Source organism: Xanthomonas axonopodis pv. maculifoliigardeniae (assembly GCF_041519315.1).
GTDB classification, from domain to species: Bacteria; Pseudomonadota; Gammaproteobacteria; order Xanthomonadales; family Xanthomonadaceae; genus Xanthomonas; species Xanthomonas euvesicatoria.
Genome location: NZ_CP167998.1, coordinates 3750764 through 3763356 on the forward strand (window position 1 = coordinate 3750764; position 12593 = coordinate 3763356).

The following is a 12593-nucleotide window of genomic DNA, read 5'->3' on the forward strand; positions in this document are numbered from 1 at the left end:
CATGTCCGAAGCAAAACGCCTGGCCGCCGAAAAAGCGATCGATTACGTGGAAGACGGCATGATCGTCGGAGTGGGCACCGGCTCGACGGTGGCTTACTTCATCGACGCGCTGGGCCGCATCGGCCATCGCATCAAGGGCGCAGTGTCCAGCTCCGAACAGAGCACCGCGCGCCTGCGCCAGCATGGCGTCGAGGTGCTGGACCTCAATCACACCGGCAATCTGTCGCTGTACGTGGACGGCGCCGACGAGTGCGACCCGAACCGTTGTCTGATCAAGGGCGGCGGGGCAGCGCTGACGCGCGAGAAGATCATTGCCGAGGCCAGCGAGCGCTTCATCTGCATCGTCGACCCCAGCAAGCAGGTGCCGGTGCTGGGCAAGTTCCCGCTGCCGGTGGAAGTGATTCCGATGGCGCGCAGCTTGGTCGCCCGCCAGATCCTGGCGCTCACCGGCGGCCAGCCGGTGTGGCGCGATGGCGTGGTCACCGACAACGGCAACGTGGTGCTGGACGTGCATCACCTGCAGATTACCGACCCGGTGGGCCTGGAGCGCAGCTTGAATCAGATTCCCGGCGTGGTCTGCGTGGGTTTGTTCGCGCGGCGCCCGGCCGATGTGGTGATCGTGGGCGGCGAGCCACCACAGGTGATCTGAAGATCGCGTGCGGGCCTTCGCATGCGCAGTGACGGCCCGCATTGCGAAGCGATGGCGGGTCGCACATATCCCGCTTGCAGCAACCGCACGACGCGCCGCAGCCGCTTGACGCACGCGGCCGCTTGGCAGATGGTGCGGCATCCTCGCCAGTCGGTATGCCGCATGCGTTGTTCTGGTCTTCTAATCCTTGCGCTTCTGATGCTGCTCGGCGGCTGCGCCAGCAGCGGCGACAGCTGGGTGGAACTGGCAGGCACGCGCTACAAGGTGGAACTGGCGCAGAACGATGCCGATCGCGCCAAGGGCCTGATGTTTCGCGATGCCATGGACCAAGACCGCGGCATGCTGTTCATCCACGACCGCCAGGAGCCGATGGCGTACTGGATGAAGAACACCAAGATCGCGCTGGATATCCTGTATTTCGATGAACAGCGCCGGCTGGTCTCCCAGCAGCGCGATGTGCCGCCGTGTTCGGCCGGCGACGCCTGTCCGCCCTATCCCAGCAGGCAGCCCGCGCGCTATGTGCTGGAGCTGAATGCCGGCCAGGCCGCCAAGCTCGGCCTGAAGGATGGGGCAACGCTGCGCTTCAGCCCGGACATCCCGACGCCCGAATAAGCGGCTGCAAGCAGGTCCTGGGACCATACCAGCCAGGCGCATGGGGCCTGCCGACGGGTGAGACCTGCGCGTCACCTTTCCGAACGGCGTTTGCGACCGTCGGACGCAGGGCCGCCTTTCAGCGTTACGCGTTCATGCGCCCCGCGTCCCTGTCAGGAAGTACCGGACTTGAACCCTGCGCCGCTTGCCGACACTCTTGGCAGCATGGTCGACATGCTCCCACTTCCCCATTGGACCGCGCTCGCCAGCCTGGACGACGATGCGGTGCCGTTGATGTCCACCGCGCTGCTGATCGCGCGCGACGAGTATCCGCAGCTGGATGCCGAGCTGTACGACACGCTGGTGCAGAGCCACGTCGAGCATCTGCGCCGCGAAGTGGACGCAATCGATCTATGGCCGCTGAAGATGGCGGCGGTCAATCGCTACCTGTTCGACGAGCTGGGCTATTCGGGCAATCACGACGAGTATTACGACCCGCGTAACAGCTACCTCAACCAGGTGTTCGAGCGCCGGCTGGGCAATCCGATTTCACTGGCGATGGTGCAGATCGAAGTGGCGCGCCGGCTGGGCATCCCGTTGGCGGGGGTGTCGTTTCCCGGCCATTTCCTGGTGCGTCTGCCGGTGGATGACGGCGTGCTGGTGATGGACCCGTTCAACGGCGGCCGTCCGCTGGGCGTGGATGAGCTGCGCGAACGTGCCCGCCCGCATCTGGGCGGCGAAATTCCCGACGACCGCGCGCTCGCGCAGATTCTCGACCCCGCCCCGCACCGCGCGATCTTGATCCGCATCCTGCGCAACCTGCACGGCGTCTATGCCGATGCCGAGCACTGGGACCGCGCTGCCCGCAGCGCCGACCGCATCCTGAAGCTGGTGCCCGACCAACCCGAGGCCCTGCGCGACCGCGGCATGGCCTATCTGCATCTGGGCCACCGCAACGGCGCACGCCACGATTTATCGCGCTACCTGGTGCTCAACCCGGGCGCGCAGGACGCGGCCCATCTGCACGAACACCTGGTGGAATTGAATAGCCAGCGCGCGCGGGCGCATTGAGCGGGTAGACGCGCCGGCTGGCTAGGCCAGTCTGCCCGGATAGGCCACCGCCGCGTGGTTCTCGGCAACGCGCGCACTGGCCGGCCCGCATCGCAGCAGCATCGTGGTCGCCGACACTGCCTGATTGCACGCCGTTGGCGGCGCTCAGTCGATCTCCACCATCTCGAAGTCCTCCTTGGTCACGCCGCAATCGGGGCAGGTCCAGGTGTCGGGGACGTCCTGCCAGCGGGTACCCGGGGCGATGCCTTCTTCGGGGATGCCGTCGGCCTCGTGGTAGAGAAACCCGCAGACGACGCACATCCAGGTGCGGTAGGTGGTCGTGGATGTCTCGCTCATCGGATAATCGCGGTCATGCAACAGTGGGCCTGCATTGTCCCATCCCATCCACCGCTTTCGGAAGCGTTGCCATGCCCAACCGTCTCGACGTTCGCGGCGTCTATCTGATCACCCCCGACGAGCCCAACACGCAGCGCCTGCTGCTGCGCACGGCGCCGTTGCTGGGGTCGATCACCTGGCTGCAATACCGCAACAAGCAGGCGGATGCGGCGCTGCGGCTGCGCCAGGCCGGCGCCTTGCGCGAGGCATGCGCGGCCCATGGCGTGCCGTTGATCATCAACGACGATGCGCAGCTGGCGGCGCAGGTCGGTGCGCAAGGCGTACATCTGGGCGAAGACGATGGCGATGTGGCGGCAGCGCGCGCACTGCTGGGCGAGCAGGCCATCATCGGGGTGTCGTGCTACGACGATATCGAGCGCGCGCGCGCCGCAGCGGAAGCGGGCGCCAATTACGTGGCCTTCGGTGCATTTTTCCCGACCACCACCAAGCAGACCACCCGGCGCGCAACGCCTGCGTTGCTGCAGCAGGCAGCCGAACTGAACCTGCCGCGCGTCGCGATCGGTGGCATTGCGCCTGCTCAGGTGACTGCGCTGGTGACTGCCGGCGCCGATCTCATTGCGGTGGTCAGTGGCGTGTACGCGGCGCCGGATCCGGTCGCAGCGGTGCAGGAGTATCGCGCAGGGTTTGCGGCTCAGCGCGGCAAGCTTTGAAAGTTGTTCATCCAAGCGCTTCAATCGATTTGAAGACAGCGCGTTTTTCATTTCGCTGCATCGCTTGGGTGAAAAACCAGGTGCGTCGCGCGCGCGGTGCCCTCGCCGCTTGCGGGAGACGCCGCAAATCCGTCCTTGGAGGCTCGATGGCGGCATCCATGCCGCCAACGGTCCCGCAAGCGGCGAGGACACCGCACCAGAAGGTTGGCTGGCGGCCAACCGAGCGGGTCGTTGCGTGCGCGGCCACGCTGCTGCCGATTGCTTCGTGATGGCACTTGCCGGGCACGACGAGAGAATGACCAGAGAAGCGGGTGATTGACCGATGTGGAAAGCGCCTCGAGCGCTGCTCCCACATGCACAGCAACCAACGCGACAGGCCCTTGCCCGCCTACCGTCGCCGGACCTTACGCAGCATGGATGCCGCGTAAGAGCTTACAGGGACGTACTTGCAGCGTGTCCGGCGATGATAGGCGGGCAAGGGCCCTGCAGCCAAGAAGCAGATCTAAGGCTCCCAGGCTTGGCCATACAAACCGTCCAATCCACTTCAAGACCGCGACATGTATTTCACTGCATCGCGTTGCCTCGAACATCGCGTGCGCGGTGCCTTCGCCAGACGGTTTGCTGGCAGTTTTATTGAAAGCGATGCAGACACGCGATCATGACGTACCCCTGCTAGCCGAACGCCGAGATCAAGTGCACTGCGCTCAGCAAGCCGGCTGTATGTCTTCACTCAGCAGAGCCGCCCCCACTCGACCGCCATCCCCCAAAAAAAACAGCGACGCGTGCCATCACGCGTCGCTGCCGGGACTGCCGCTATCGCGTGGCGCGATTAAAAGTCGTAGCTCAACGTCACCCGACCCGAGCGCGGCGCCTGATAGGCGACGACCTGGTCCCATAGCGGGTTGGTGGTGTTGTCGGGCAATTGCGAGAACGGGTAGATGTTGGTCGCGGTCTGCTCGTTGGTGATGTTGAATACGTCCAAGCGCAACGCCAGCTTGCCATCTGCAAATGCCGGCTTGTAGGTCACGCCCATGTCCAGCTGCGCGATCCAGCCCAAACGCCCCTGCGAGCCGGGAGGCGATGCCACGCCGGTGCCGGTCTCCGGGTTGTAGCAGTAGTGGTACGGGCCGCCGGTAATTGCACTGCCGCCGTAGCCGGCCGGATCGCGGCCGCTATATTCGGTCCCGTAGTAGTTGCCCAGGCAGTTGTGCGGAGCACCGGAAATCAGGCTGAAATTGGCCGATGCGCCCCATTGCGGGGTGAATTGGTAGAAGCCGAACAGCTTGAGCTGATGGCGATGATCGTTGGATTGATCGCCATTGAAGTGTTCCATCAACGCAGGGTGGTCCCAGCTTTGCGTGGTCGAGACCGAGGCCTGGCCCTGATAGCTGCCCAGCGCGCCGCCGGTGCGCCACAGATCCGAACGCACCTGGCCCTCGGTGGTGCCGTAGCTATGCGACCAGACGTAATTGACCTTGGCATACCACTTGCCGTCGAACGGACGCTCCAGATTGAATTCCAACGCCGAATAATTGCGCTTGAACTTCGGGAAACCTGCCGCCTCACGGCTCACCGATATTTCGTGGAACTGGCCATCGGTGCCGATCACCCCCCAGGTATTGGTCTGGCCCGGATTGATCAACGATGCGCCCGCCACCTTGGAGAAATCGATGGTCACGCCTTGCGCCGCTGCCGCATCGATCAACGCGGTGTTGGAGACGTCGTAGTTCTGGTCGTCGATGCCGGCATTGAGACGGCGATGCGTGCCGCGCACGCCCAGCACCCAGCCGCTATCGAGTTGCTTGGTAAATCCGAGGATGAGTTCGTCCTGGTTTTCGCCTTCGATGTCCTTGGCCACCGCGGTGCGTACATCGGGGATGCGACCGAAGCGCGAATTGGCCGACACCGCCGAACCCAGCTGCTGCGCCAGGATCGGCGTGCCATCGGCGTTGATGCCGCTGTAGGTGAAATAGGTATCTGTAGTGATTTGAGGAGTAAACAGACCCACTGCCGACAGCGGCAGGCCGAGATAATAACGGCCGATGTTGCCGAACACCTTCAGGCTGGAATCGCCGTTGACGTCCCAGCTGAAGCCCAGGCGCGGCGCCCAGGCATTGTCCACTTCGATGTAAGGGTCGCCGGACGGGGTGTAGTTGGTGAACTCGTCCTTGCGCAGACCGATGCTCAGCAACACGTTGTCGGTGACCTGCCACTTGTCTTCGATGTAATAGGCGCGTTGCTTGGCCTCGTACGAATACAGGCTGGTGTTGATGTTGCGCACCACGTAGTAGCCACTGGATCCATTGACCGGATCCACCAAACCCGGGCTCGGCGCACCGATGCCACCGGCTTCATTGGCCGACTGACTGACCAGTCCGCCCGTCCCTACCCCGTTAGGATCATCGGTCTGGCCGTAGGTCCACGAGTATCCAGGGCCACGTAATTGGGAACCAACATCGATACCCTCGGACTTCTGGTTGTCGATACCGAAGTTGAGCGTGTGGTGACCGATGCGCCACTCAAGGTTCAGACGCTGATTGTCCTTCTTGTAGGCACGATCAGGCGACGTGATCGCCGTATTTACCGGCTGCCGTCCTTCTATGGGAGTACCGCCCGTGTAGGCAGGATTTTGCAATGCGGTGCTGTCAATGAACGGGCCATTCTCAGCGTTGTAGTTGTACTGAGTCAGCTCGTCAGGCGTTTTCATCTTGCCGTACAGCGCGGTCACGGTGAGGTTGTCGCTGAGATAGCCGGTGTACTTGCCGGTGAACAGGGTCGGGCCGGTCTTCCAGGTCGCGTCGTTAGTGATATAGCTGCCACGCTCACGCGCCAGGTAGTCGTAGCGGTAGATCGACCCATTGGTCTCTGCCTCGTCGCTAGCACCGGTCACCTCGATCAGGTGGTTGTCGGTGATGTTCCAGTCCACCTTGGCGTACCAGCGTTTCTGGGTGTAGTCGTAGTCGGTGAGGCCGCCGGTGCGGCCGTTGTCGGTGTCGCGATTGGTGCCCACGCGCACGCCGTCGGAGTTCACCTGCTCGGCGGCCAGGAAGAAGAACAGCTTGTCCTGGATGATGGGCCCGCCGACATAGGCGCTGTAGGTGGTCTGGTTGGCCTCGGCCTCGCTGGCGGGCTGGTACAGGCCATTGGCCGCACGCGCATAGCGGTAGGCGGCGTTGTTGATGGTGCTGCCCTGGCTGTCCGGGCGCCAATAGATGTCGCGCTGATTGGCCTTGAGGCCGTTCGGCTCCCAGATCACTGCAGCGCCGAACTTCCACTCATTGGTGCCGCGCTTGCCGATCTGGTTGATCACGCCGCCGTTGGCGCGGCCGTACTGCGCGCCGTAGCCGCCGGTAAAGATTTCCTGTTGGTCGATGGCGCCGTACGGCAGGGTCAGGCCGCCCAGGTTATTGCTGATGGTGGTGGTGTTGAAACCGTTGAGGTAGTACGCATTTTCGCTGGCGGCCGAGCCGCCGAAGCTGGGGAGCGAGCCGCCGAGCGGGCCGTTGTCGAAGCCGCCGCTGTTGACCACCACCCCCGGTGCCAGCAGCGCGATCGCTTCGGCGGTGCGGCCCAGCGGCAGTTGCTGCAACTGTTCGGCGGTGACCACGGGCGCGTATCCACGCTGCTGACGTCGATGGTGGTGAGGCTAGCGGCGCTGACGGTGACGCTGTCCAGGGTCTGCACGCCGCTCCCCGCGGCTGCGCTGGCAGCGAAGGACACGTCTGTATTGGCCCCGACGGTGATGGCGACGTTCTCGCGCGTCTCCACCACTGCGCCATCGCGCTTGACCGTCACCTTGTAGGTGCCCAGCGGCAGATTGCCGGCGGTGTAGCGGCCGCGTGCGTCCACCGGCACCTCGCGGCTGAAGCCGCTATTGTTTTCCACCAGCACGCTCGTGCCACTGCCCTGCCCCACGCTGCCGACGATGCTGCCGGTGGTGGACTGCGCGTGGACGCTGCCCATGGCCACGACCAATGCCAATGCCAAGGCACGCTTCTGGATACTACGGTTCATGCTCTCTCCCCAGGTCTTGAACTGTCGGCAAGGCGACAAACGAACGGTGCCAATGGCTACCGAAATCACACTTTCTGAACATCTGCAGCGCGATGCCAATGACTGCGCGCCATCAGCTCATTCCAAACTGTCGATTACGTCGCGTTCGATCATAGGCAGCCAAGTTCCCCCATCCGCCCACTTCGACGGGTAGGCGGGTGTCCGACGGGTAGGCGCGCAAGGCCGCAGGCCTGACAATGGCGCACGCGATGCCCGCTGCCGGGCGTCGATGCCCCCAATCGGTATTCCTCAAGGATTTGCGCATGAACCATTCCCGCTCCCACGCCCTGTTCGCCCAGGCGCAGACCTTGCTACCCGGCGGCGTCAACTCGCCGGTGCGGGCGTTCAAATCGGTCGGCGGCGAGCCGTTCTTCGTGGCGCGCGCCGATGGCCCGTATCTGTTCGATGTCGACGACAACCGCTACATCGACTACGTGGGCTCGTGGGGACCGATGATTGCCGGACACAACCACCCGGCCGTGCGCGAAGCGGTCGAGCGGGCGATCGGCAACGGGCTGTCGTTCGGTGCGCCGTGCGCAGCCGAAGTGACGATGGCGCAGACCATTACCCGGCTGGTGCCCTCCTGCGAGATGGTGCGCATGGTCAACTCCGGCACCGAAGCCACGCTGTCGGCGGTACGCCTGGCGCGTGGCGCCACCGGGCGCAATCGCATCATCAAGTTCGAAGGCTGCTATCACGGCCACGGCGATTCGTTTCTGGTCAAGGCCGGCAGCGGCATGCTGACCCTGGGTGTACCGACCTCGCCCGGCGTACCCGCCGGGCTGAGCGAGCTGACCGCCACGCTGAGCTTCAACGACTTCGAAGGCGCCACCGCGCTGTTCGACGAGATCGGCGCGGAGGTGGCGGCGGTGATCATCGAGCCGGTGGTCGGCAACGCCAACTGCATTCCGCCGCAGGCCGGCTATCTGCAGCATCTGCGCACGCTGTGCACGCGGCACGGCGCGCTGCTGATCTTCGACGAAGTGATGACCGGCTTCCGCGTCGCGCTCGGTGGTGCGCAGGCACATTACGGCGTGACCCCGGACCTGACCACCTTCGGCAAGATCATCGGCGGCGGCATGCCGGTGGGCGCTTACGGCGGCCGCCGCGACTTGATGGAGCAGGTTGCTCCGGCCGGGCCGATCTACCAGGCCGGCACCTTGTCGGGCAACCCGGTAGCGATGGCCGCCGGCCTGGCGATGCTGGAGCTGGTGCAGGAGCCGGGCTTCCACACGCGCCTGAGCGAGGCCACCAGCATGCTGTGCGAAGGCCTGGAAGATGCCGCACGCGCGGCAGGCATTGCCGTCACCACCAATCAGGTCGGCGGCATGTTCGGATTGTTCTTCACCGACGACATCGTGGAAAGCTACGCACAGGCCACGGCATGTGATATCACCAGCTTCAACCGCTTCTTCCACGCGATGCTGCAGCGGGGCGTGTACCTGGCACCCTCGGCGTACGAAGCCGGCTTCATGTCCAGTGCGCACGACCAAGCGGTGATCGAAGCCACCCTGGCGGCGGCGCGCGAGGCGTTTGCGGACGTGGCGCGCTGATTGGTTGGGAATTGGGAATTGGGAATTGGGAATCGGTGAGCGCGGAGGCGTCGCTGGTTTGCTGCTTTGCGGTGCGGCGTGATCGTGCCGCACTGGCAGTGGCGCAGGACATTGGCGAGGTAGGCATCACCGGAACTGCTGGTGAGCCTGCGCGTGCGTGCAGCGGTTTCGTTCGTAGCAACGGCGACTGCACGGCGGTGCGCGTTGCCAGACTGCGCGCCATGCTCGCAGCGAACTGTGGATGGCGCTGTCTTTGCATAGGAGCGGCTGCCACAACCCAGCGGGTAGCCGTCAGCCGGGCCTGGGCGGGGCGCAGGACCGCGGTGCGTGGTCCACGCCGCATCGCGCATCGGCCGCGGCTGTGTGGTAGCGAGCGTAGTCGCTTTGGCAATTGCTCTTAGAGCGGCTAACAAAACTACTGCGCAGCCGCCAGGTGGGCGCGGCCGGTGCTCGGAATCCTCATGTACCACTCGTACACTCCGGTTCCTGCGCGCCGTCCGCGCCCACCTGACAGCTGCTCGCTACGTCTTGTTAGCCGCTCTTAGTCGCTGCTCTCTCACCACCGCGGCCACGAGCAGGCGACCTCTAGCGCTCCTTGACCGAGTGCACGGGCCGGCGCTTCGGCCGCAATGCCTCCTCGACTCGGCGCAACACGCTTTGCTTTTGTCGTGTGGCTGTCATACCTTTCTGAAAAAGGTGCTCAGGGACGGGCATGGGTGGGGACCCTCGAAGCAGCCGCTGCACCTGCGTCGCCGAATCCGGTGATGACGCTGCATTGCCGCTGTTTCACCCCGATCTGCAGCGTGTCGAGTCGGCGCGCTGTCGACGCTCGATACGGCCGCCCTCGCCTCATGCTCAAGCCTGTTGCGCTGCTCACCCCGCGCCCGACACCGTCGCGCGACCCCGTGAATCCCGATTGGCTGCTTGCCGGCAAGCTGGAGCCTGCGTTGCCGCCCCCCGGCGCGGTGGTGCGTGGCGCACTGCTGGCTGCGCTGGATCAGGCGCAGGCACGTCCGCTGACGCTATTGCTCGCCCCGCCCGGATTCGGCAAGACCACGCTGCTGGCGCAGTGGCATGCGCACCTGAGTACGCGCGAGCAGAGCGCGGTGGCATGGCTGTCGCTGGACGAAGAAGATGCCGACGCCGGGCGTTTTCTCGGCCATCTTGCGTATGCGCTGCAGAACGCAGGCGCGGACCACGCGCTGTGCGCGGCCGTGCTGCACAACCGCGATCACGACCCGCGCGACGCGGCGGCATTGCTGATTCGAGCGCTGCGCGCAGCGCCCCGCCGCATCAGCGTGATTCTCGACGACTACGACCGACTCGGCAGCAGCCCTGTCGATGAACTGGTGCTACGCCTGATCGAACACAGTGGCGGGCGTTTGCATCTGGCACTCGCGACCCGCCGCGTACCCAATCTACCCCTGGCGCGGCTGGATCTGCACGCGCAGCTCAGCCGCATCGGCAGCACGCAGCTGGCGCTCGACGACACCGAAGCGCAGGCGTTGCTGGGCCCGCACGTGACCGCACCGGTGGCGGACGAACTGCGGCGCTACACAGAAGGCTGGCCGGTGGCGCTGCAACTGGCACGGCTGTGGTTGGAAGGCGATACCCAGCGTCGGCAGGAAGTCACCGTACGTTTCTCCGGGCGCAGCGCGCAGATTGCCGCGTACCTGGCCGAACAAGTGGTCAACGATCTGGACCCAGACACCCGCGAACTCCTGTTGCGCACCAGCCCGCTGGAACGCTTCAACGCCGCGCTCGCCGACGCGGTGCGCCAACGCCAGGACAGCGGCCGCTTGCTGGCGCGGCTGGAGCATTTCCATGGTCTGCTGGTGCCGCTGGATGGCGAGCGCGAATGGTTCCGCTACCACCCGCTGTTTGCCGACTTTTTGCAGCAACTGCTCGACCGCGAACATCCAGGCCTGAGCGTGCAGCTGCATCAACGCGCAGCGCGCTGGTTCGGCGATCATCAGCAGCTTGCCGAAGCGGTGCGGCATGCTTGGCGCGGCGGCTGCGGCGATCTTGCCGCCAGCTACATCGCACGCGCCGGCACCTGGCAGCTGCTGTTGACTCACGGCACGCATGAAGTACGCGCACTGCTGCGCCATTTCGACCACCGCACCATCCGCGACACACCCGCGCTCAATCTCACCCAGGCGCACCTGCACATCAAGCTGGGCGAATTCGCCCACGCACGCCTGTTGCTGGAGCGCTTCCGCGATTTTCCGGCTGCGTTACGCGAGCCGCTGCAGCGCGACTACACCGTGGTCGTGGCGCTGCTGCGCGACCGTCTGGATGAAATCTGCGGCAATCCGCATGGCCTGACCCAGATTGCCGCCCAGGCTGGAGCACTGGACGAAGACGACCATCTGGGCCGCGGCATGTTGCTCTGCATCTGCGCCACCACCGCGATTGCGCAGGGCGCGTTCGCGGTTGCCGAGCGCTACGCGCGCAACGCGCGCGACACCATGCAACGTGGCGGCAGCGAGGTCGGTGCCAGCCGGGCCATGTTGTCGCTGGGGCAGAGCCTGTTCTATCGCGGCCGGCTCAGCGATGCGGAAGCCTGCTATCAGCAGGCACTGAGCTGGTGCGCACGTACCCCGCAGCCGGATCGGGTGCTGGAAGCCGCCGCTCAGTGCCTGCTTGCGCAGTTGCACTACGAACGCGGCCATCACGACGACGCAGCCGACCTGCTGCATCCGGCGCTGGAATTGCTGGAGCAGCACGATGGCGGCGTGGACGTGCTGGCCGCCGGATACGGCACTGCGCTGGGGCTGGAACGCGTGCGCGACCATAGCGGACGCAGCGCGTTGCTGTTGCTGGAGCATATCGAACAGATCGCACACGGACGCAAATTGGCGCGCTTGTCGGAACTGGCTGCAGCATGGCGGCTGATGCTGTTACTGGAACATCCAGGCAACGCCGCCATCGATGTGCTGATCGCACGTACCGGCGGCGAATCCGGCCTGGCGCATACCTTGCGCTCGCCACACCGCTGGCACGATCGCGCGGCGATGGGCTTCGCACTGGCCCGCTGGCATCGCCTGGCCGGGCGCAGCAGCGCCGCGCTGAGCATCCTCGGACAGATCGAGCAAGCCTGCCTGGCCAACGACAATGTCTGCCATCTGGCGCGCGCCCGTGGACGCATCGCGCTGGTACTGCAGCAACGTGGCGAACTGGTTGCCGCCCTGCCGTATCTGTACAGCGCATTGGACCATGTCGCGCTCACGCAAAGCTGGCAGGCGATCGTGGAACTGGGCTTGCCGGCCAAGGCGATGCTGCGCTCGCTACGCCAGCACGACCCGCAGACCGTGGGCGGCACCACGCGTGCCTTGACCATCCAGGCCTTGCTCGAACGCCTTAGCGGCGACGACGACCCGGCCGGTGACATCTTCAGCGAGCGCGAACTGGAAGTGCTGGCGCAACTGGCGCGTGGCTATTCCAACAAGCAGATCGCACGCTGCCTGCACCTGTCGGAAAACACGGTCAAATTCCATCTGAAAAACCTGTACCGCAAGCTCGACGCGCGCAGCCGCGAAAGCGCGCTTGCGCAAGCATTGCAGCGCGGGTTGTTGCGTGGAAGCGGCCCGCATGCAGATCAGCCGCTGCGACCTGGCTGAGCCAGGT

General features: G+C 65.0%; 7 protein-coding genes, 1 other RNA gene and 2 pseudogenes. 7 read left to right on the forward strand and 3 right to left on the reverse strand.

The genetic code is table 11. The features are described 5' to 3' along the window. Nucleotide 1 precedes the first annotated feature (1 nt). The 3 genes from rpiA (at nucleotide 2) to ACDH77_RS16045 (ending at nucleotide 2311) form a co-directional block, all read left to right on the forward strand. Nucleotides 2–649: a ribose-5-phosphate isomerase RpiA gene (gene rpiA, locus ACDH77_RS16035; protein ID WP_011348472.1), complete on the forward strand. Its 648-nt coding sequence runs from the start codon at nucleotides 2–4 to the stop codon at nucleotides 647–649. A 162-nt stretch (nucleotides 650–811) separates the two neighbouring features. After that, the gene (locus tag ACDH77_RS16040) at nucleotides 812–1261 is read left to right on the forward strand and encodes a DUF192 domain-containing protein (protein ID WP_031424199.1); all 450 of its coding nucleotides are present in this window, start codon (nucleotides 812–814) and stop codon (nucleotides 1259–1261) included. Nucleotides 1262–1429: 168 nt separating this feature from the next. Then, on the forward strand, nucleotides 1430–2311 hold the full coding sequence (locus tag ACDH77_RS16045; protein ID WP_014090972.1) for a SirB1 family protein: 882 nt from the start codon (nucleotides 1430–1432) through the stop codon (nucleotides 2309–2311). A gap of 144 nt (nucleotides 2312–2455) precedes the next feature. Here ACDH77_RS16045 and ACDH77_RS16050 read toward each other — a convergent pair whose 3' ends face one another. Then, the gene (locus ACDH77_RS16050) at nucleotides 2456–2695 is read right to left on the reverse strand and encodes a rubredoxin (RefSeq protein ID WP_008575804.1); all 240 of its coding nucleotides are present in this window, start codon (nucleotides 2693–2695) and stop codon (nucleotides 2456–2458) included. A gap of 23 nt (nucleotides 2696–2718) precedes the next feature. Here ACDH77_RS16050 and thiE point away from each other — a divergent pair, with 23 nt between their 5' ends. Beyond that, nucleotides 2719–3357: a thiamine phosphate synthase gene (gene thiE, locus ACDH77_RS16055; protein WP_031424204.1), complete on the forward strand. Its 639-nt coding sequence runs from the start codon at nucleotides 2719–2721 to the stop codon at nucleotides 3355–3357. Between the two features lie 84 nt (nucleotides 3358–3441). Here the strand turns inward: thiE and ACDH77_RS16060 are convergent. Both ACDH77_RS16060 and ACDH77_RS16065 read right to left on the reverse strand, forming a co-directional pair. Continuing rightward, nucleotides 3442–3643, reverse strand: a pseudogene (locus tag ACDH77_RS16060) (hypothetical protein); the annotation flags it as partial. Nucleotides 3644–4186: 543 nt separating this feature from the next. Continuing rightward, nucleotides 4187–7371 (reverse strand): annotated as a pseudogene (locus tag ACDH77_RS16065) (TonB-dependent receptor domain-containing protein). Nucleotides 7372–7673: 302 nt separating this feature from the next. On the opposite strand from ACDH77_RS16065, the gene hemL reads away from it, so the two are divergent. The 3 genes from hemL to ACDH77_RS16080 all read left to right on the forward strand — a co-directional run bounded on the left by hemL (nucleotide 7674) and on the right by ACDH77_RS16080 (nucleotide 12586). Further along, nucleotides 7674–8963 carry a glutamate-1-semialdehyde 2,1-aminomutase gene (hemL, locus tag ACDH77_RS16070; RefSeq protein ID WP_011348479.1) on the forward strand — a complete coding sequence of 430 codons (1290 nt, stop codon included), beginning with the start codon at nucleotides 7674–7676 and terminating at the stop codon, nucleotides 8961–8963. A 461-nt stretch (nucleotides 8964–9424) separates the two neighbouring features. Further along, nucleotides 9425–9500, forward strand: a non-coding RNA gene (locus ACDH77_RS16075) — sX9 sRNA. Between the two features lie 314 nt (nucleotides 9501–9814). Then, nucleotides 9815–12586, forward strand: a complete 2772-nt coding sequence (locus tag ACDH77_RS16080; RefSeq protein ID WP_031424210.1) for a LuxR C-terminal-related transcriptional regulator — start codon at nucleotides 9815–9817, stop codon at nucleotides 12584–12586. Nucleotides 12587–12593 lie beyond the last annotated feature (7 nt).

Bases quoted from the DNA above. Each gene is read 5' to 3' on its own strand.
- thiE (WP_031424204.1), top strand. From the start codon at position 2,719: ATGCCCAACCGTCTCGACGTTCGCGGCGTCTATCTGATCACCCCCGAC.
- ACDH77_RS16050 (WP_008575804.1), bottom strand. From the start codon at position 2,695: ATGGGATGGGACAATGCAGGCCCACTGTTGCATGACCGCGATTATCCG.
- hemL (WP_011348479.1), top strand. From the start codon at position 7,674: ATGAACCATTCCCGCTCCCACGCCCTGTTCGCCCAGGCGCAGACCTTG.
- rpiA (WP_011348472.1), top strand. From the start codon at position 2: ATGTCCGAAGCAAAACGCCTGGCCGCCGAAAAAGCGATCGATTACGTG.
- ACDH77_RS16040 (WP_031424199.1), top strand. From the start codon at position 812: ATGCGTTGTTCTGGTCTTCTAATCCTTGCGCTTCTGATGCTGCTCGGC.
- ACDH77_RS16080 (WP_031424210.1), top strand. From the start codon at position 9,815: ATGCTCAAGCCTGTTGCGCTGCTCACCCCGCGCCCGACACCGTCGCGC.